23 protein-coding genes and 2 tRNA genes are annotated in these 18,147 nt (G+C 63.8%); 7 read left to right on the top strand and 18 right to left on the bottom strand.

The window, feature by feature from the left end:
* Positions 1 to 180 precede the first annotated feature (180 nt).
* The 16 genes from rpsB to moaA form a co-directional block, all read right to left on the bottom strand.
* Positions 181 to 1,011: a 30S ribosomal protein S2 gene (rpsB, locus tag NGM07_RS00660; protein WP_253515154.1), complete on the bottom strand. Its 831-nt coding sequence runs from the start codon at positions 1,009 to 1,011 to the stop codon at positions 181 to 183.
* Complete coding sequence (gene eno / locus NGM07_RS00665) at positions 1,008 to 2,219, bottom strand: phosphopyruvate hydratase (protein WP_253515156.1); 1,212 nt, start codon at positions 2,217 to 2,219, stop codon at positions 1,008 to 1,010. The genes rpsB and eno overlap by 4 nt, the downstream gene beginning before the upstream one ends.
* Positions 2,216 to 2,395 carry a DNA-directed RNA polymerase subunit K gene (locus NGM07_RS00670; protein ID WP_253515158.1) on the bottom strand — a complete coding sequence of 60 codons (180 nt, stop codon included), beginning with the start codon at positions 2,393 to 2,395 and terminating at the stop codon, positions 2,216 to 2,218. The genes eno and NGM07_RS00670 overlap by 4 nt, the downstream gene beginning before the upstream one ends.
* Positions 2,395 to 2,595: a DNA-directed RNA polymerase subunit N gene (locus tag NGM07_RS00675; RefSeq protein WP_253515160.1), complete on the bottom strand. Its 201-nt coding sequence runs from the start codon at positions 2,593 to 2,595 to the stop codon at positions 2,395 to 2,397. The genes NGM07_RS00670 and NGM07_RS00675 overlap by 1 nt, the downstream gene beginning before the upstream one ends.
* A 48-nt stretch (positions 2,596 to 2,643) precedes the next feature.
* Complete coding sequence (locus tag NGM07_RS00680; RefSeq protein ID WP_253515162.1) at positions 2,644 to 3,042, bottom strand: 30S ribosomal protein S9; 399 nt, start codon at positions 3,040 to 3,042, stop codon at positions 2,644 to 2,646.
* Positions 3,036 to 3,473 carry a 50S ribosomal protein L13 gene (locus NGM07_RS00685; RefSeq protein WP_253515163.1) on the bottom strand — a complete coding sequence of 146 codons (438 nt, stop codon included), beginning with the start codon at positions 3,471 to 3,473 and terminating at the stop codon, positions 3,036 to 3,038. Before NGM07_RS00685 ends, NGM07_RS00680 begins: the two co-directional genes overlap by 7 nt.
* The gene (locus NGM07_RS00690; protein ID WP_253515170.1) at positions 3,470 to 3,823 is read right to left on the bottom strand and encodes a 50S ribosomal protein L18e; all 354 of its coding nucleotides are present in this window, start codon (positions 3,821 to 3,823) and stop codon (positions 3,470 to 3,472) included. The genes NGM07_RS00685 and NGM07_RS00690 overlap by 4 nt, the downstream gene beginning before the upstream one ends.
* A 32-nt stretch (positions 3,824 to 3,855) precedes the next feature.
* A tRNA-Leu gene (locus tag NGM07_RS00695) sits at positions 3,856 to 3,940 on the bottom strand.
* A gap of 169 nt (positions 3,941 to 4,109) precedes the next feature.
* The gene (locus NGM07_RS00700; protein WP_253515172.1) at positions 4,110 to 4,856 is read right to left on the bottom strand and encodes a DNA-directed RNA polymerase subunit D; all 747 of its coding nucleotides are present in this window, start codon (positions 4,854 to 4,856) and stop codon (positions 4,110 to 4,112) included.
* A 6-nt stretch (positions 4,857 to 4,862) separates the two neighbouring features.
* Positions 4,863 to 5,255: a 30S ribosomal protein S11 gene (locus tag NGM07_RS00705; protein WP_253515179.1), complete on the bottom strand. Its 393-nt coding sequence runs from the start codon at positions 5,253 to 5,255 to the stop codon at positions 4,863 to 4,865.
* Positions 5,252 to 5,776: a 30S ribosomal protein S4 gene (locus NGM07_RS00710; RefSeq protein ID WP_253515181.1), complete on the bottom strand. Its 525-nt coding sequence runs from the start codon at positions 5,774 to 5,776 to the stop codon at positions 5,252 to 5,254. The genes NGM07_RS00705 and NGM07_RS00710 overlap by 4 nt, the downstream gene beginning before the upstream one ends.
* Positions 5,776 to 6,291, bottom strand: coding sequence for a 30S ribosomal protein S13 (locus tag NGM07_RS00715; RefSeq protein WP_253515183.1), 516 nt, complete (start codon positions 6,289 to 6,291; stop codon positions 5,776 to 5,778). The genes NGM07_RS00710 and NGM07_RS00715 overlap by 1 nt, the downstream gene beginning before the upstream one ends.
* A gap of 18 nt (positions 6,292 to 6,309) precedes the next feature.
* Positions 6,310 to 6,394: transfer RNA gene (locus tag NGM07_RS00720), tRNA-Ser, on the bottom strand.
* 169 nt (positions 6,395 to 6,563) lie between these two features.
* On the bottom strand, positions 6,564 to 6,863 hold the full coding sequence (locus NGM07_RS00725) for a hypothetical protein (RefSeq protein ID WP_253515185.1): 300 nt from the start codon (positions 6,861 to 6,863) through the stop codon (positions 6,564 to 6,566).
* 140 nt (positions 6,864 to 7,003) lie between these two features.
* Positions 7,004 to 7,366: a hypothetical protein gene (locus NGM07_RS00730; RefSeq protein ID WP_253515187.1), complete on the bottom strand. Its 363-nt coding sequence runs from the start codon at positions 7,364 to 7,366 to the stop codon at positions 7,004 to 7,006.
* A 121-nt stretch (positions 7,367 to 7,487) separates the two neighbouring features.
* Positions 7,488 to 8,480: a GTP 3',8-cyclase MoaA gene (moaA, locus tag NGM07_RS00735; RefSeq protein ID WP_253515188.1), complete on the bottom strand. Its 993-nt coding sequence runs from the start codon at positions 8,478 to 8,480 to the stop codon at positions 7,488 to 7,490.
* A 224-nt stretch (positions 8,481 to 8,704) separates the two neighbouring features.
* On the opposite strand from moaA, the gene NGM07_RS00740 reads away from it, so the two are divergent.
* The 5 genes from NGM07_RS00740 to NGM07_RS00760 all read left to right on the top strand — a co-directional run bounded on the left by NGM07_RS00740 (position 8,705) and on the right by NGM07_RS00760 (position 14,038).
* Entirely contained in the window at positions 8,705 to 9,739 is a 1,035-nt protein-coding gene (locus tag NGM07_RS00740) for an Mrp/NBP35 family ATP-binding protein (protein ID WP_253515189.1), read from the top strand.
* A 2-nt stretch (positions 9,740 to 9,741) separates the two neighbouring features.
* The gene (locus tag NGM07_RS00745) at positions 9,742 to 9,960 is read left to right on the top strand and encodes a DUF7976 family protein (RefSeq protein ID WP_253515191.1); all 219 of its coding nucleotides are present in this window, start codon (positions 9,742 to 9,744) and stop codon (positions 9,958 to 9,960) included.
* A gap of 150 nt (positions 9,961 to 10,110) precedes the next feature.
* Positions 10,111 to 11,013, top strand: coding sequence for a hypothetical protein (locus tag NGM07_RS00750; RefSeq protein ID WP_253515193.1), 903 nt, complete (start codon positions 10,111 to 10,113; stop codon positions 11,011 to 11,013).
* 188 nt (positions 11,014 to 11,201) lie between these two features.
* Positions 11,202 to 13,100 carry a 2-oxoacid:acceptor oxidoreductase subunit alpha gene (locus tag NGM07_RS00755; RefSeq protein WP_253515195.1) on the top strand — a complete coding sequence of 633 codons (1,899 nt, stop codon included), beginning with the start codon at positions 11,202 to 11,204 and terminating at the stop codon, positions 13,098 to 13,100.
* Positions 13,101 to 13,102: 2 nt separating this feature from the next.
* Positions 13,103 to 14,038, top strand: coding sequence for a thiamine pyrophosphate-dependent enzyme (locus tag NGM07_RS00760; RefSeq protein ID WP_253515197.1), 936 nt, complete (start codon positions 13,103 to 13,105; stop codon positions 14,036 to 14,038).
* Positions 14,039 to 14,220: 182 nt separating this feature from the next.
* Here the strand turns inward: NGM07_RS00760 and NGM07_RS00765 are convergent, their stop codons facing one another.
* Positions 14,221 to 14,496 (bottom strand): hypothetical protein, encoded by a 276-nt coding sequence (locus NGM07_RS00765; protein ID WP_253515199.1) that lies wholly within the window; start codon positions 14,494 to 14,496, stop codon positions 14,221 to 14,223.
* A 258-nt stretch (positions 14,497 to 14,754) separates the two neighbouring features.
* Here NGM07_RS00765 and lrpA1 point away from each other — a divergent pair, with 258 nt between their 5' ends.
* Positions 14,755 to 15,183: an HTH-type transcriptional regulator LrpA1 gene (gene lrpA1 / locus NGM07_RS00770; protein WP_253515201.1), complete on the top strand. Its 429-nt coding sequence runs from the start codon at positions 14,755 to 14,757 to the stop codon at positions 15,181 to 15,183.
* A gap of 297 nt (positions 15,184 to 15,480) precedes the next feature.
* Here lrpA1 and NGM07_RS00775 read toward each other — a convergent pair whose 3' ends face one another.
* Complete coding sequence (locus tag NGM07_RS00775) at positions 15,481 to 16,638, bottom strand: pyridoxal phosphate-dependent aminotransferase (RefSeq protein WP_253515203.1); 1,158 nt, start codon at positions 16,636 to 16,638, stop codon at positions 15,481 to 15,483.
* 249 nt (positions 16,639 to 16,887) lie between these two features.
* On the opposite strand from NGM07_RS00775, the gene NGM07_RS00780 reads away from it, so the two are divergent.
* Complete coding sequence (locus tag NGM07_RS00780; protein WP_253515205.1) at positions 16,888 to 18,141, top strand: extracellular solute-binding protein; 1,254 nt, start codon at positions 16,888 to 16,890, stop codon at positions 18,139 to 18,141.
* Positions 18,142 to 18,147 lie beyond the last annotated feature (6 nt).

Raw genomic sequence — 18,147 nt, forward strand, 5'->3', positions numbered from 1 at the left:
GGCTAGCTACTCCCGGTACAAGCGACCCGACACCGAGAGTCTCGGCTGGTCGTAGTTCCATGAGTTGAGCAGCGTCTCGGTCGTGACGTGCATCGAACCGCGGCGGATACCCACGGCTCTCCGAAACGAGCGAATCACGAGAAAACCGCCGCTAAAACGACTCGAAACGCGAAAATCCGCTTAAATCTCGCTCTCGAAGTCGTCGAGCGAGTAGGTCGGCTCGGCGCCGCGGCGGTCGAGCGTTTCGTTAGCCAGCAGCCAGTAGACAACCGACAGCGCCTTGCGACCCTTGTTGTTCGTCGGGACGACGAGGTCGACGTTGCTGGTGTTGTTGTTGGAGTCGCACATCGCGATGACCGGGATGCCGACCGTGATGGCCTCCTTGACGGCCTGGGCGTCGCCGATGGGGTCGGTGACGACCACGACGTCCGGTTCGATGTAGCCGTCGTACTTGGGGTTAGTCAGCGTGCCCGGGATGAACCGACCCGTGCGGGCGCGAGCGCCCACGGCGTCGGCGAACTTCTCGGCCGGGAACCGACCGTACTGGCGCGAGGAGGTGACCAGAATCTGCTCGGGGCTGTAGTTCGACAGGAAGTCCGCGGCCGTGCGGATGCGCTGGTCGGTCTTGGACACGTCGAGGACGTACAGACCGTCGGTGCGCACGCGGTGGATGAACCGCTCCATGTCCTGGGTCTTCTGCTGGGTACCGATGTGGACCCCGGCGCCGAGGTAGTCCTCGACGGGGATGAGGAGGTCGGCCTCCTCCTGGTTCTCCATCACGTCCTCGTCGAGGTTCGGACCCGCGTCCTCCTCGGGTTCGGCCTCGGCCTCGGACTCGGCGTCCTCGGCGTCGGTTTCGGTCGTCTCCGCGTCGTCGGCCTCAGCCGCAACGTCCTCGTCGGGGTCGACCGACGGTTCCGCACCGGACTCGCCCGTGGGTTCGGGGTCGATGTCCGATTCTGCGGCATCGAGGCCTTCGTCTTCTACTTGTTCTTGGTCGTTTTCGCTCATAATCGTGAAACGTTCTGCTCGATTCGAACGAGCTCGTTCAGCTTGGCGGTTCGCTCGCCGCCGACCGCGCCCGTCTTGATGTACGGCGCGTCGGTCGCCACGGCGAGGTGTGCGATGGTGGTGTCCTCGGTCTCCCCGCTCCGGTGGGAGATGACTGGTTCGTAGCCGTTCTCGACGGCGAGTTCGACCGCGTCGAAGGCGTCGCTGAGCGTGCCGATCTGGTTGGGCTTGACCAGGATGGAGTTACCGGCATCCTGCTCGATGCCCGTCTCCAGACGTTCGACGTTGGTGACGAACAGGTCGTCGCCGCAGATCAGCGTCCGGTCGCCGACCTTCTCGGTGAGGTCGGCGAAGCCCTCGTAGTCGTCCTCGTCGAGCGGATCCTCGACGTAGACGAGGTCGTACTCGTCGACGAGGTCGGCGATGTACTCGACTTGCTCGTCGGTGTCGCGAGTCGTCTCGCGGTAGACGTACTCCTCGTCGTCGGCGTCGTACAGTTCGGCGCCGGCCACGTCGAGGCCGAACCGAATCTCGAAGCCGAACTCGTCGGAGACGGCGTCGGTGGCCTCCTCCATCAGTTCGAACGCTTCTGCGTCGTCGATGGAGGGCGCCCACGCGCCCTCGTCGCCCTTGCCTGCGGCGATGTCGCGGTCGTCCAGCAGGTCGTGGACCTTCTGGTGGACCGCCGCGTTGGCGAAGACGGCTTCCTGGACGCTCGGCGCGCCGATGGGCGCGGCGAGGAACTCCTGAATCGCCGTCGCGTCGGCGGCGTGCTCGCCGCCGCCGATGACGTTACCTAGCGGCGTCGGGAACGTGTCGCCCCGGAACGCGCCGCCGAGGTGCTGGTACAGCGGGGCACCGAGCACGTCCGCGGCGGCCTTCGCAGCGGCCATGCTGATGGCGACCGCGCTGTTGGCGCCGATCTCCGAGAAGTCGTCGGTGCCGTCGGCCGCGCGAAGCGTCCGGTCGACGTCGCGCTGGTCGCCGACGAAGACCTGGCCTTCGAGTCGCGGCACGGCGTGTTCCCGGGCCGAGGCGATGGCCTCGTTCGGGTCGAGTTCGATGGCCTCGTACTCGCCGGTCGAGGCGCCGCTCGGCGCGGCCGCCCGGCCGAAACCGCCGCTCTCCGTTATCACGTCGGCCTCGACCGTCCGGTTGCCCCGGGAGTCGAGTATCTGGCGGAGTCGGACGTCCTCGATGAGCGTCATCGGTCCCCTCGTCGCACGGTGAACGGCAGCACGTCGGCGTCGTACTCCTCGGCCGCGATGAGGATTGGCTGTGTCTGGTCGGTTTCGACCAGCACGGGCGCGCCGTACGACACTTGCAGGGCCCGCGCCCCGATGATGCGTGCCTTCTCGTACCGGGAGTAGCGTTGTCGAGCCATCACTGGTAGGGGGAGACGATGTCCACGAGGTCCTTGTGCGAGACGAGCATCCGGCGACAGCACTGCCGTTTTACGCCCAGTTCGTCGAGGACCGCTTCGGGGTCCTCGTCGCCGTTCTGGGTCGCGGCGCGCGCCTTGTACTCTTCCCAGTACTCCCCGACGACTTTACCGCACGTGAAACAGCGGACTGGTACCATCATGGGGTCAGTTCACCTCCGTGCCGAACTGCGGGTTTCCTGTCATAGTTGTTAACGGTAGGACTTCTGGTATCGCGCGCGAGCGCCGGGGCCGCCCCACTTCTTGGGTTCCGAGCGCCGGGAGTCGTTGACCAGCAGCGAGCGGTCGAACTCGATGAACGCGTCGCGGAGTTCGGCGTCGTTGGTGTGCTGGACGAGTCCCCGCGCGATGGCGGTCCGGACCGCGTCGGCCTGACCGCTGATGCCGCCGCCCTCGACGGAGATTTCGACGTCAACGCCGTCTCGCTGCTCGTCGCCCGCGATGCGGAACGGTTCGAGCATCTTCAGACGGGCCATCTCCGGTTCGACCAGCTCGACTGGCTGGGAGTTGATTCGCACGCGGCCCTCGCCCTCCTTGACGGTGGCGCGGGCGATGGCCGTCTTCTTCTTGCCGCTCGTGTTGGTTACCATGTGACGTTAGCACCCAGTTCCGCGCTGACTTCGCCCAGTTGGACGAAGCGGATGTTCGAAAGCCGGTCCAGCGACGTGCCCTCGAGGACTTCGCCGTCCTCGTCGAAGGGGTTGCCGACGTAGACGCGGACGTTCTCGAACGCCTCGCGGCCCTGCGTCTCCTTGTAGGGGAGCATGCCGCGGATGGACCGCTTGAAGATGCGGTCGGGGCGCTTGGGGTAGTAGGGGCCGCGGTCCGAGCCGATCTCGGCGCGCTTGCCGAACTTGCTCATGATGTCGTCCTCGCCGCCGGTGATGATGGCCTCCTCGGCGTTGATCACCGCGACGCGCTCGCCGTCGAGCGCGAGCTGGGCGACGTTGCTCGCCACGCGACCGAGGATACAGTCGCGGGCGTCGACTACGACGTCTGCGTCGAATTCTGCCAAACTCATCGAATCACCCGCACGTTCGAGCCGTCTGGGTTCTGTTCGAGTGCCTGTTCCAGTCGGAGCACCTCGCCGTCGGCCTGCTGAATCTTCGTCTCCGCGGTCGACGAGAAGTCGACGGCGGCGACGGTGACGTTCTTCTGCAGGACGCCGCTCCCGAGAACCTTGCCGGGCACGATGACGGTTTCGTCCTCCTCGGCGTAGCGCTCGATGCGGCCGAGGTTGACCTCCGCGTGCGTGCTGCGAGGTTTCTCGAGGCGGTCAGCGACTGTGCTCCACACGTCGGCGTCCGAACCGCGGGACTCCGACTTCAGGTCAGCGATGAGACTGCTGAGCCTCGGATTCGTCTTACTCATAGTACTTGCTCCTGGTAAGAATGGAATTGCAGTGCAGGGAGCAGGATTTGAACCTGCGGACTCCTACGAGACAGCGCCCTGAACGCTGCGCCGTTGGCCAGACTTGGCTATCCCTGCACGTAGAACACACGTGCGCCCTTCTGCGGGCATCAGTGTGTAGCCGGTGGCCCTTCAAACCACTTTCGGTCTGACTCGCGTCTCGCGCTTTCGCCGAGAAGCGACCGCTTCGCTCTCGGCGGGGGGCGAGCGTCGCCGAAACGTGGTCGGAAGAGCCCTGCATGGTTATCTACAGCTGTACCGCTTCTTCGAGTTCGTTCGCGCGGTCGGCGATGGTGTCGACGGCCGCGGTGACGAGTTCGTCGACCGACAGCGACCCGTCGGACTCGACGTGGAACACGAACGCGTTCGGCACGTCGTGGACCTCGAGTTCCTTGTCGGGGTACCGGTTGGTGAGGTCGTGGTCGAACTCGGACGTCGGAATCAGTTCGCCGTCCTCCTCGATGACCCCGCGGAGGATGTTCGTCTCCTCCTCGTCGTACTCGTCGCGGTCGCCGACGACCTCCACGCGCTGGAGGTGCCGGTAGCCGACGGCCACGCCGCCCTGGTGTTTGGCGTGGTCCTTCCCCGACGAGAGGACGGCGTCGGCCTCGAGTTCGAGGCGCTGGTCGTCCTTCAGGTCGATGATGGGGACGTTGTCGTCGGCGGGCCGGACCATCTCGTCGGAACTGACGAGGTCGCCCGAATAGGCGGTCCCCGGCCCCTTCACGTCGAGGCTCAGGGTCACCGTGTCGCCCTCCTCGAACTCGCCCAGCGGCGTCGTCAGCGGCACGAGGCCGAGACGAAGGCCGATTTGCTCGTCGAACATCACCGACGAGTTTTCGACGAACCGGACGGTGTCGATCGACAGCGTCGGCACGTCGGCGACCATCGCCCGGCGGATGCCGTTGGCGAACGCCGGGGTGGCACCCCGGACGAGGAACCGGGACTCCCGGTCCCCGCGTTCGATGAACTCAACTTCGAACTGTTCGGTCATTGTGTGTTAGAATCCGCCCTTACCCTTCGGAGCGCGGGTGCCGTCGTGCGGGATGGGGGTCACGTCTTCGATGCGACCGATCTCCAGACCGGCGCGGGCGAGCGCGCGAATCGTCGCCTGCGCACCCGGGCCCGGGTTCTGCTGGAGGTTCCCGCCGGGGCCTCGCACGCGAACGTGGACGCCCTCGATTCCGGCGGCCTTGACCTCCTCGGCGACCGTCTCGGCCATCTGCATGGCCGCGTACGGCGAGGACTCGTCGCGGTTCTGCTTGACGACGGTCCCGCCGGAGGACTTCGCGATGGTCTCGGCGCCGGTCAGGTCGGTGACCGTGATGATGGTGTTGTTGAACGATGCGTGTACGTGGGCGACGCCCCACTTGTCGTCTTGCGTTTCGCTCATTCGTTACCCTCCGCTCGTTCCGGGTGCAGTTCGTCCGCCAGCGGGCTGTTCTCGTCGAAGGCGACGCTGTCCTGCTCGGCGACCTCGACCTTGTACGAGGGCGCCTGGACGCGCTGACCGTCGACTGTGACGTGGCCGTGGACGACGAACTGGCGGGCCTGATTCGGCGTGTGGCCCAGGCCTTTGCGGTAGGCGACCGTCTGGAGACGGCGCTCCAGCACGTCGGTGACGTCCAGCAGCAGGACGTCGTCGAGTTCGTCGCCGTCGTCGAGCACGCCGATGCGCTTGAGTCGCGCGACGAACTCCCGGTCCTCGCCCTCGGCTTCCTCGCCCTGCGCTCGCTCGGCGAGTAGATTCCGGGCTTCGCGGCGGTAGCCGCGAAGTTCGGACTGGGCGCGCCAGAGCTCTTCTTTGTTCTGGAGGCCGTAGCGGTCCAGCAGACTGGACTCCTCGGCGATGCGCTCGCCCTGGAAGGGGTGGTTCGGCGTCTCGTAGAACTTGGTGTTGCTACCGAGCGCCATTATTCCTCACCACCTTCTTCGGCCTCTTCGGCGGCCTGTTCTTCTTTGATCTCCTCGACGTTGACGCCGATGGTGCCCTCCGTGCGGCCGGTCGAACGGGTTCGCTGCCCGCGGACCTTCTGGCCGCGCTTGTGGCGGACGCCCTTGTAGGAGTTGATCATCTTCATCCGGTTGATGTCCTGCCGACGGGTCATCTGCAGGTCGTTGCCCGTCTCATGGGTGGTTTCACCGGTGAAGTAGTCGTTGCGGTGGTTCGCGAGCCAATCGGGGACCTCCTCGGCGAAGTTCTCGACGGCCTCGACGACGTCGTCGATGACGTCGTCGTCGAGCCGACCGAACGTCGCCGTGCGGTCGACGCCCGCCTTTTCGGCGATGAGGCGCGCCGCTCGGCGGCCGATCCCGTTCATCTCGGAGAGGGACCGTTCGACGGACTTCGTCCCATCGAGGTCGGTTTGCCCGATGCGGACGAAGTATCGAAGGTCCTCGTCGTCCTCCTGTGGTTCTTCCGTGCTCATGTTTTGTGTGTTGGAAAGCGTCGAGGGAGGGATTCGAACCCTCGAGGCTTGACGCCACAGAGTTAGCAACCCTGCGCCGTGGGCCAGACTAGGCTACCTCGACACTGCTTTCATTTACTGTCGCCCTTCCGGACTCGGGACCCGACGCCCCTACAGGTGTTCGCAACTCAACGTACCGGGGGCGGATATATAAACGTCACGAAACCCGGACACGGCCACTGGACCGCGCGAGCAAGGACGAGGCGGGAGAAAGCGGCGAATCGAGACGACGCCTACGCCGGTTCGTCGGTGACCGTCGCATCCTCGACGGTACCGAGTTCCTCCCAGTCGGCGTTCGGTTCGTCGACGGCGACCCGCCGAACCGCCAGTTCGTCCCACCCGCCGTCGTACTCGCTCCGTATCTCGTAGCGCTCAGTCGGTTTGTCCGGGGGTCGGATTTCTAGTCGCAGCGACTCCTCGGGGTCGTAGTCGATGGGGTCGGCCTGCCCCTCGAACGTCGTCCCGTCGGTCAGCGTCACTCGAACGTAGTCGTTGACGTCCATCCCTCCGAGCATCTCGGCGAGGTCGGTCATAGCGTCGATGCTTCGGCACAGATTCGAATAAGCGTGCGGGCCGACCGACGGCGAACCGGGGGAGCGAGTCGGTCAACTGTGGAAGACGCACGCCGGCCGACTCGCGGGAAGTCGACGGTTCGCGGAAGCCTTCTCAAACTTCACCCGCCGTGGTCGTCGTCCATCTCCTGGCTCGTTTCCTCGGCGCCCGCGGTTTCCCCCTGTATCTCGCCGCCGGACCCTCGAATTTCGACGCTCCGGACGGTCCCGACGTCCTCCCACTGCGCGTCCGGGGCGTCCGCCACGACGTGGCGCACCGTCACGTCGCTCCACCCCTCGTCGTACGTCGCCCTGAGTTCGTATCGGTCGTTCTCCCCCTGCGGTCGGACCTCGATGCGCAGGGAGTCCTCAGGGTCGTAATCGACCGGACTTGCCCGACCCTCGAACTCCGTTCCGTCTTCGAGCGCGACCCGGAGCCTGTCGTCGACTTCCACCGCTTCGAGATTCTCGACCACTTGGTTCACGCCGGTACAGTTCGGCTAGCGACCGGTTAAGCGTGCGGGCCGTCCGCTCACGGCCCGGTCGAAGCGAAGCTGAGTCCGCCGATTCGAGAAAACGTGGGTCAGGCGACCCGCGAAAGATGCGTCATACCTCCGCGTAGTCTTCGTCCGGATTCACGTAATCGTCGTTGATCTCCCACTCGCCGTCCTCGCCCTTCACCATGTACTCGCCGTAGTACGGGACCCGGTTTTCGACCGTCTCGCGGAACGCCTCGCGAATCTCGTCCTTCGTCATCTCGCCCATCGACCGGAGGTCGTCGTTGCGATTCAGACATCCCTTGAGATATCCCTCGTGCGTGACGCGCACGCGATGGCAGTTCGCGCAGAAGTTCGCGTTCTCCACCGGGTCGACGATTTCGACCATCCCCTCCGAGCCCTCGTCGCCGACCCAGTAGCGCCGCCGGCCATGCATCTCCCGAATCTCCACGCGGTTTGCCTGCTCCTCCAGCCAATCGTGGACGCGCTGGATGTCGATGTTCCACTCGGGCTTGCCGGTCAGTTCGGGCATGTACTCGATGAGTTGGAGTTGGAGTCCGTCGTTGTCGGCGACGTGGTCGACCATCTGGGGGACGTACCCGGCGGTCTTCTCGAAGACGACCATGTTGAGCTTCACCGGGTCGAGTCCCGCGTCGAGAGCGGCCTCGACGCCCTCCATCACCCTATCGTACGCGCCGCTCTTGGTGACCTCCGCGAACGCTTCCGGGTCCAAGGCGTCCTGGGAAACGTTGACTCGCTCGAGTCCGGCGTCCACGAGGTCCTCGGCGCGACCGGGCAGGAAAGTCCCGTTCGTGGTCAGCGACACCTCCATCTCGTCGGGGGTGCGCCGGATGATCTCCTCCAAGTCGCCCCGGAGCATCGGTTCGCCGCCGGTGAACTTCACCTTCTCGACGTCGAACTCGCGGGCGACCTCCAGGAACCGGACGACCTCGTCGGCGGTCATCTCGTCGTCCTGAGGGTCCATCGGACCGCGCGTGTCCCCCAGTCCCTCGTTGTGGCAGTACACGCAGTCGAAGTTACACCGGTCGGTGAGCGAAATCCGAACCCCCGAGACTTCGCGCCCGAACTCATCCTCCAGCATAATTCGTGGGTTTCGCGCGGGTGCCCTTAAAATCGCGGTCGCGAACGACTCGCGCGAAACCGAATTCGGTTACGCCACGACCCCGCGCCCCCGATGTGGGGGCCGCGTTCGACCCCGACGCCTCGGGCCGCCGGCCGCTTCGAAGGACTCGGGTAACCGCCGCCAGTTACCGACTCGTTTCCCGTTCACAAGGCTTATCGCCGCCTCGGGCCGTATCCGAAGACATGGACGAATCCGCGGTACGAGACCTGTTACGGGAAGTCGAGGACCCCGACCTCGGCGAGGACATCGTCTCGCTGAACCTCGTCAACGACATCTCGGTCGAGGGCGATACCGCCGACGTTTCGCTCGCACTCGGCGCGCCGTACTCGCCACACGAAACCCAAATCGCCGACCGCGTCCGCGAGGTGCTCGGCGACAACGGCATCGAGGCGAACCTCTCGGCGCGAATCCCCTCCGACCGGTCGACGGAGGACGAAGTACTGCCGAACGTCAAGAACATCATCGCCGTCGCCTCCGGGAAGGGCGGCGTCGGCAAGTCGACCGTCGCGGTCAACATCGCGGCGGGACTCTCGCAACTCGGTGCCCGCGTCGGACTCTTCGACGCCGACGTGTACGGCCCGAACGTCCCCCGGATGGTCGACGCCGACGAGGTTCCCAAGGCGACGAAGGACGAGACGATGATTCCGCCCGAGAAGTTCGGCGTGAAGCTCATGAGCATGGCGTTCCTCGTCGGCGAGGACGACCCCGTCATCTGGCGGGGTCCGATGGTCCACAAGGTGCTCACCCAACTTTGGGAGGACGTCGAGTGGGGCCACCTCGACTATATGGTCGTCGACCTGCCGCCGGGCACCGGTGACGCTCAACTCACGCTCCTCCAGAGCGTTCCGGTCACCGGCGCCGTCGTCGTTACGACGCCCCAGGAAGTTGCCATCGACGACGCCCGCAAGGGGCTACGGATGTTCGGCCGCCACGATACCAACGTCCTCGGCATCGCCGAGAACATGGCCACCTTCAAATGCCCGGACTGCGGTTCGGAACACGACATCTTCGGCCACGGCGGCGGTGCGCGCTTCGCCGAGCAGAACGACATGCCGTTCCTCGGGTCGGTCCCCATCGACCCCTCGGTCCGAACCGGCGGCGACGAGGGCAAGCCCATCGTACTGGACGAGGACAGCGACACCGGCGACGCGTTCCGCGTGCTGACCGAGAACGTCGCCAACAACGTCGGCATTGTCAAGCGCCGAATGCAACAGTAACCATGTCGCACGACGAAGGCACCTACGGACCGGACATGGAACGCGCGAAGACGCTGCGAGAGATCGCCGAGGACGTGCGAGGCCGCGGTGAGGGTTCAGAGAGCGAGCAGGTCGCCGCGATGCTCTACCGCGTGAGCGACCTCTACGACCCTGACGAGGAGACGACGCCTCGGGACATCTACGTCAACATGCGCGAAATCCTCCGGACGAGGGAGTCGTAATCATCTCTACCGTCTCGTCATCTATTCTTGAGGATTTAGTTCAATTTTAAGAAACCATAAGTAGATGGACTGTAGTCCATTCCTCATATGTCCGGAAAGGAAGAGGAAGGGATTGGAAAATTCATAGATGATTACTATTCTTAATTTGCAGTGATGGGGATATTTGGGACCGTATCTGTGTTCCTTATTGACAACTTCCCGGGATCAAGCCAATTGCTAAAAAGAATCGGTATCACAGCAAGTCTCGCAATATTTGGGTTAGTTGCGCTTTGGATAGCAATTCGTGCTTTTGGTGAATTAGTCGAAAATCACGGTGAAAAGCAATTCCTAACGGAAATTGGATTTGCTGGAATTATTCTCTGTACAGTATCTTTAGCTGTTACAATCCTTGTCCCTGTCTCAAAATATACGGAAGCTACAGAACTTCTTGGGAAGTCCTTCTTGGTTATGATTTTCATCATCGGATATGCCCGGGTCTACGAAAAGAAACGGTATTCGGAAGGACTTCTCTCACCGGACACTGCTCCGCTAGCGTCGGCCTACGCTACGATGGTTCTTTATACATATCTTAGTACAGGCATTGAGCACGCTATCGTGAATCTTCTGAACTTCCCGATGAATAAGCTAGTGGGGATGTTACTGGCACTGGCACTTTTCCATTTAGGCTTTAGTGAGATTTCTCGCTCTTTCGGGGCGTTTTTCAGCATCAATCCAACCAAAGATTGGGAGATTAAAGGTATCTGGAGAAAAGAACCCTCTATTCTCATAGGGTCCTTTTCATTGGCTATACTAACTGTAGCTGTTCACCTCTTAGCCCGAAGTCCTCCCCAAGGATACTACGCTATTTTTGGTTGGTACTGGAAATCATTCCTCTTCTTCAATTGGGTGATAGCCTTCTTTGTTATTCTTCTAACACCACTTGTTGAAGCAAAACTAGAAGAAAAGGAGATTGTGCAGGGCACCCTTATGGGAATAGTAGCTTTTTGCTTGATATATACGGTGTCTATTTTGATTTTCTTACATAGAGTTGACAGTCACGTTATTCCGATGTGACGACCAACCCCTTTCTTACAATCTATCGTTGGGTGGCAGATTATCTGCTCATTGCCACAGTTAATCTTCAAGAATTCCGCCGTTTCCCGGTGTCTGTCATGAACATTCCTTGTTAATCTATAGCAAAGGCTTTACTGACTCCCCCACCAATTTCGAACCACTGGGCCTAACGGCCGTGAGCTACGAATATGACTGACGACGAACTCATCTGGCGAATCGCGGGCGGTTCCGGCGACGGAATCGACTCGACGAGCCAGAACTTCGCGAAGGCCCTGATGCGGTCGGGGCTGAACGTCTTCACGCATCGTCACTACCCGTCGCGCATCCGAGGCGGCCACACGTACGTGGAAATTCGGGCCAGCGATAAGCCCGTAAAGTCGCGCGGGGACAACTACAACTTCCTGCTGGCGCTGGGCGACAGTTTCGCCCGGAACCCCCAGGAGGAAGCTTACTACGGCAACGAGGAGATCAAGCCGCTGTCGGAGAACCTCGACGAACTCCGCGAAGGCGGGGTCATCGTCTACGACGCCGGCCTGCTCGACACCGACGAGATCGAGAACTTCGACGAGCGCGTCGAGGAGAACGACTGGCACGTCTACGACCTCGACCTTCGTGGGCTGGCGAAGGAACACGGTCGGGAGGTCATGCGGAACACCGCGGGCGTCGGCGCGACCGCCGCCCTGCTGGACATGGACCTCCAGTACATCGAGGAGTTGATGGAGGACGCGATGAGCGGCGACGTGCTCGAAGCGAACCTCCAGATCCTCGAGGAGGCCTACGAGTCAGTGAAGAACGACTACGACCACACCCACGACCTGCGCGCCCCGACCGGCGACCACGACGAGGAGCAGGTCCTCGTCTCCGGTTCGCACGGCATCTCGTACGGCGCGCTCGACGAGGGCTGTCGGTTCATCGCGGGCTACCCGATGACCCCGTGGACCGACGTGTTCACCATCATGACCCAGCACCTGCCGGACATGGGCGGCATCTCCGAGCAGGTCGAGGACGAGATCGCCGCCGCGTCGCTCGCCATCGGCGCGAGCCACGCGGGCGCGAAGGCGATGTCTGGGTCCTCGGGCGGCGGGTTCGCGCTGATGTCCGAACCGCTCGGCCTCGCCGAGATGACCGAGACGCCCATCGTGCTCGTCGAGTCGATGCGCGCCGGCGGTTCGACCGGGATGCCGACCAAGCCCGAGCAGGGCGACCTCGAACACGTCCTGTACACGAGCCAGGGCGACTCCAACCGCGTGGTGTTCGCGCCGGGCGACCCCGCGGAGTGTTACGAACAGACCCGCAAGGCGTTCGAGATCGCCTACAACTACCAGATTCCGTCCATCGTCCTGTACGACCAGAAGCTCTCGGGCGGCCACCAGACAATTCCGGAGGCCGTCTTCGACGAGGAGCCGAACCCGGACCTCGGCAGCATCGTCACCGAGCAGGACCTCGAGGAGGCCGCCCACGAGGCCGGCCGATTCAAGCGGTACATGTACGACGCCGAGGGCGACCGGGAGGGCGTCAGCCCGCGGTCGCTGCCCGGCCAGAAGGGCGGTAACTACCTCGCGTCCGGCAACGAGCACAACGAGGTCGGCCACATCAGCGAGGACCCGACGAACCGCGTCCTCCAGATGGAGCGTCGGATGGCCAAGCTCGACTCCATCCGCGAGGAGCTCGACGAGACCACCGACCACCAGCCGGTCTACGGTCCGGAGGACGCCGACTACGGCATCCTCAGCTTCGGTTCGACGAAGGGCGTCGTCGAGGAGGCCGTCGACATCCTCAACGAGGAGGGCCACTCGGTGAAGGCGATGAACGTCAGCGACATCATGCCGTTCGCCAAGGCCGACGTGACCGAGTTCCTCGAAGGCGTCGACGAGGCGCTGGTCGTCGAGATGAACGCGACCGCGCAGTTCCGCCGGCACATCCAGGGCCAGCTCGGCCGCTTCGGCGAGAAGCTGTACAGCCTGCTCAAGTACGACGGCAACCCGTTCGAGCCGTCCGAAGTCGTCTCCGGCTTCCAGACTCACCTCGAAGGGAACGCCGACGTGAGCGACTACAACGTCCGCATCGAATCCGCGACGGGTGACTAACCATGAGTGCATTCAACGCAATCGGCGAGGAGCGAGACATCGACAGAGACGAGTTCACTCCGGCCATCGAACCCCAGGCGACCTGGTGTCCCGGCTGCGGTGACTTCGGCGTCCTGAAGGCGCTGAAGCAGGCGATGCCCGAGGTCGGGCGCACGCCCGAAGAGACCCTGCTGGTCACGGGCATCGGCTGTTCGGGGAAGCTCTCGAGCTACTTCAAGAGCTACGGTTTCCACTCCATCCACGGGCGCGCGCTGCCCGTGGCTCGCGCCGCCAAGCTCGCCAACCCCGGCCTCGAGGTCATCGCGGCCGGCGGCGACGGCGACGGCTACGGCATCGGCGGGAACCACTTCATGCACACCGCCCGCGAGAACCACGACATGACCTACATCGTCTTCGACAACGAGATCTTCGGGCTGACGAAGGGACAGACCTCCCCGACCAGCCCCAAGGGTCACAAGTCGAAGACCCAGCCCCATGGGAGCGCCAAGAGCCCGATTCGACCGCTCTCGCTCGGCCTGACCTCCGGCGCGACTTACGTCGCTCGCACGGCCGCGGTCAACCCGAACCAGGCCAAGGAGATCCTCGCGGAGGCGATGGAGCACGACGGCTTCGCGCACGTCGACTTCCTGACCCAGTGTCCGACGTGGAACAAGGACGCCAAGCAGTACGTGCCCTACATCGACGTCCAGGACAGCGACGACTACGACTTCGACATCCACGACCGCCGCGAGGCGGCCGAGATGATGTACGAGGCCGAGGACGCCCTCTACGAGGGCACCGTCCTCACGGGTCGGTTCTACGTCGACGACGAGCGCCCGTCCTACCAGCAGGAGAAGCAGCAGTCCGGCGACATGCCCGAGGAACCGCTGGCCGAGCGGTACTTCGACGAGGACTACGAGTGGGAGCGTAGCTACGACCTGCTCGAACGCCACAAGTAATCGGTCCGCGGTCCGTCGGTTTCGGCCACGCTCGTTTTCCGGCCGCATCGCCGTCGTCGACGGCGGTGCGGCCGTCCCATTTTGCGCGGAGATTCATCCGTCGCAGTTGTGCGTAGCGACGCGCACGAAGAAACCGGATGGCCGGAGGGCGGCGCAAAGCGCCGCCCTTCGGCCGACTGTCCTCAATTTCCGTCGGGACCGAGCGGCGCGGCGCTCCTGTCGTCGCCACCTTCTCCGCCTTCGCCTCCTCCACCTTCTCCACCCTCGCCTCCTCCTCCGCCTTCGCCACCTTCTCCGCCCTCCCCACCTTCGCCTCCTCCACCCTCACCGCCTTCTCCGCCTTCTCCGCCTTCGCCGCCCTCGCCGCCACCGCCCGGCATCCCGCACCCCGCGAGGGCCGTGGCTCCGACCGTGAGTGCGCCGCACAGGAACCGTCGCCGCGACTTGTTACGACTCATGGCGGAGACGAGGACGCGCGGCTCCGAAAAGGCGACGGCCGGGTCGGTCGCGGACGGCCGGACCGGTTACGGAAGGGCGAACCGGGTGAACGCCGGGCGGTGTCCGCCCGCCGGGACGCGCTCGTCGACCGGCGCCGTGAGAGCGCCGGAGAGGTCCCGAGAGCCGCGAACGCGGGGCTCTCCGACTTCGTTGCATCAGCGAACAAAGCGTTTACCGATTCGGAAGGTATTTTTTCGTGTAACCGAAATAGTTCGGTAATGAGCGCCCAGTCGACCGAGGATAGGATACTTTCGGTCCTCGAGGAGGACGCCCAAGCATCGTACGCCGAGATCGCCGACCGGGCGAACGTCTCGAAGCCCACGGTCCGAAAGTACATCGAGAAGCTCGAAGACGAGGGGGTCATCGTGGGCTACTCCGCCGAAATCGACCCGAAGAAGCTCTCGAGCCAGAGCATCGCGCTCGTCGGCATCGACGTGACCAGCGAGGAGTACGTCGAGGCGACCCGCGGCCTCAAGGCCCTCGACGAGATAGAGACGCTCTACACCTCCAGCGGCGACCACATGCTGATGGCGGAGGTCCGGGCGGCCGACGGCGACGCGGTCGGCGAGGTCATCAGCGAGAAGATTCTCGAAATCGACGGCGTGACCGCCGCCCACCCCTCGTTCCTCCAGGAACGACTGAAGTAGTCGACACCGTCGCCCTTCTCACTCCGTCGCCGCGAGAACCTCGTTGGCGTCCGCCTCGAAGCGTCTCTATGTAGAACGGTTCGCTCGACGCGGTCGACCGGAGCATCCTATTTCTGCTCCAGCGCGACGTGAGACACAGCATCATCGACATCGCCGAGGAAAACGAACCGTCGGGGCTGTCGGTAACCTGCAACTATCTGACTTGCGAGAACGACCGGAAGGTCACCTTCTGACCGCCTCGGCCTCTCGTTCGCCGGACGGGCGTCGAGTGTCGCGGCCGAAACGACGGCCCTCGACTCAGTCGGCGGCCGACAGTTCGACCGATTCGAGCGCCTGCTGAATCCGCTCGGAGGCCTTCTCCAGTTGTTCGGCGCTGTTCGCGTACGACACCCGCAGGCAGTCGCGGGCGTTCGACCCGAAGTCCGGACCGGGGGTCATCGCCACGCCCGCCTCCTCCAGGAAGAAGTCGGCGGCGTCGAAGGCGTCTCCGGGCAGTTCGCTCACGTCGATGAGCAGGTAGTACGCGCCGCCGGGCGTGTAGCCCATGCTCATCCCCCAGTCCTCGACCGCGTCGACCAGGTAGTCCCGGCGCTCGCGGTACGTGTCGCGCACGTCGTCCAGCGTGTCCGTGGCTTCCTCCAGGGCGGCCACGCCGCCGGACTGGACGAAGTTCGGCGCGCAGATGAGCGTGTTCTGGGCGATGCGGTTGACGTACTCGGCGTACTCCGGCGGCGTGACCATCCAGCCGAGTCGCCATCCGGTCATGGCGAACCGCTTGGAGAAGCCGTCGAGCACGAACGCGTCGTCGGTGTACTCCAGCACGGAGTGGTCCTCGCCCTCGTAGGTCAGGCCGTGGTAGACCTCGTCGGAGACGACCGTCGCGTCGGCGGCGTCGGCCAGGTCGACGAGTCGTTCGAGCGTCTTGCCGTCGTACACCGCGCCGGTCGGGTTCGACGGCGAGTTGAGCAGCAGTGCCTCGGTGTCGGCGTCGACGGTCCGGGCGAAGGCGTCGACGCTCGGCCGGAACCCCTCGTCGGCCGACAGCGACACGGTGGAAACGGTGCCGTCGGCCTGCCGGACGAAGTTCGGGTAACAGGCGTAGTAGGGGTCGGTCAGCACCACCTCGTCGCCGGGGTCGACCAGCACGCTGAACGCGAGCCAGAGCGCGGGCGACGAACCGGAGGTCACGATGATGCGCTCGGGCGGCACGTCGACGCCGTACTGGCGGTCGTAGTACGCCGAGATGGCGTCCCGGAGTTCGGGCTTGCCCTTCGAGGAGGTGTAGCTCGTCTCGCCTGCTCGGAGCGCCGCGATTGCCGCCTCAGTGACCGCTGTCGGCGTCTCGAAGTCGGGTTCGCCCACTTCGAGGTGTACCACGTCGTCCATGCGGTTGGCCCGTTCGAGCACGTCCATCGCGGTGAACGGGGTCGTCCTGGTCGCGCGCTCCGAAACCATGTACGAATGCACGTGGGGACGGGGATATAAACGTTCGATGTGACAGTCAGTATTTGCCGTCGAAACGTGGCACCCGGTCGGGGTGTTCTGGTGGCTGGACGACAGATTAGTTAGCACGAAACCATAACTAACGTACGTTATCTTCCTCTCACCTCGCGGCGTCGATGCTAATCTTACGTGCCAGATGTTGACACTGGCCGTGGGCATTAACAACGATGACCTCGTATCCGGTTGCGGGTTGGGGAATCCATGCAAGAGACACGCAGAAGCTTTTTGAAAGCGACAGGAGCAGCGGGTGTGGCCGGCGTCGCGGGTAGCGCGTCCGCGCTGGCACAGAACAAGTCCATCACGTTCTACAACGCCGGGAGCCTACAGTACGACCCCGGGACAGAGAAGAACATCCAGCGGTTCGAAGATCAGACCGGTATCACGGTCAACGTCAACGAGGTGCCGTGGTCGAACCTCAAGACGACGCTCATCACCCAGTGGCGCAACCAGGGGAGCAAGGTCGACGCGTTCAACGGCCCGACCTGGTGGCTCGCCGACTTCGTTGCGGCCGACTGGATCGTGCCGCTCGACCTGCCGAAGAACCACGTTTCGAAGTATCCGCAGAACCTGCAGGAACTCATCCAGTTCGACGGGAAGGCGTACATGGCCCCGCAACTGGGCAAGTGGGGAACCTTCCTGTACGACAGGCAGGCGCTCCAGCAGAACAACATCCAGCAACCGCCGCAGAACTGGGACGAGATCATCCAGAAGGGCAAGAAGCTGAGCACAGGCAACCAGTCTGGGTTCGCGTTCACGTGGGCGAACAAGGACGTGTTCACGTTCAAGCAGTTCCTCTATCAGGCCGGCGGCCAGCTGTTCAACGAGCAGAACGAACCGACGTTCGTCAACAAGGGCGTCGACGTGTTCAACAACCTGCTGTTGCCGCTCCGCAAGCAGAACGTCGTCCCCGACGGCATCTCGACGATGGGCGAGGGGCCGGTCGGCGACGCCTTCATCGGCGGGAGCGTGGCGACCGTCGAATCGTGGACGCCGCTGGCGAGCCGCGCGTGGGAGTCGAAGGACTGGAGTCAGCAGCGCCTCGGCGTCGCCAAGCCGCCGAAGGGACCCCAGAGCCGCGCGACGTTCCAGGACACCAACGGCATCGGGGTTTCGAAGTTCTCGAAGAACCAGCAGGCCGCCAAGCGGTTCGCCCAGTTCATGTCGACCACTCAGTCGCTGAAGACCGACATGCTCACCGAGGGCAACCCCGCGCCGGTGCCGGACGTCTACGAGATGTCCGAGGTCAAAAACCAGTTCCCGCAGAAGTGGCTTGACGTCCAGAAGTACAACCTGCAACACGCCAAGAGCGAAACCTACCGGGCCCAGCCGCAGGTCGACAACTACCTCTCGAACCAGATTACGCCGGCGCTCCTGGGCAAGAAGCCGCCGAAGCAGGCGCTCCAGACCGCCGCGCAGAACATCCGCCAGCTCTACAAGAACCTCGGCATCCTCTAAACTGAG

Origin of the sequence: Halorussus vallis (genome assembly GCF_024138165.1) — an archaeon.
Taxonomy (GTDB): domain Archaea; phylum Halobacteriota; class Halobacteria; order Halobacteriales; family Haladaptataceae; genus Halorussus; species Halorussus vallis.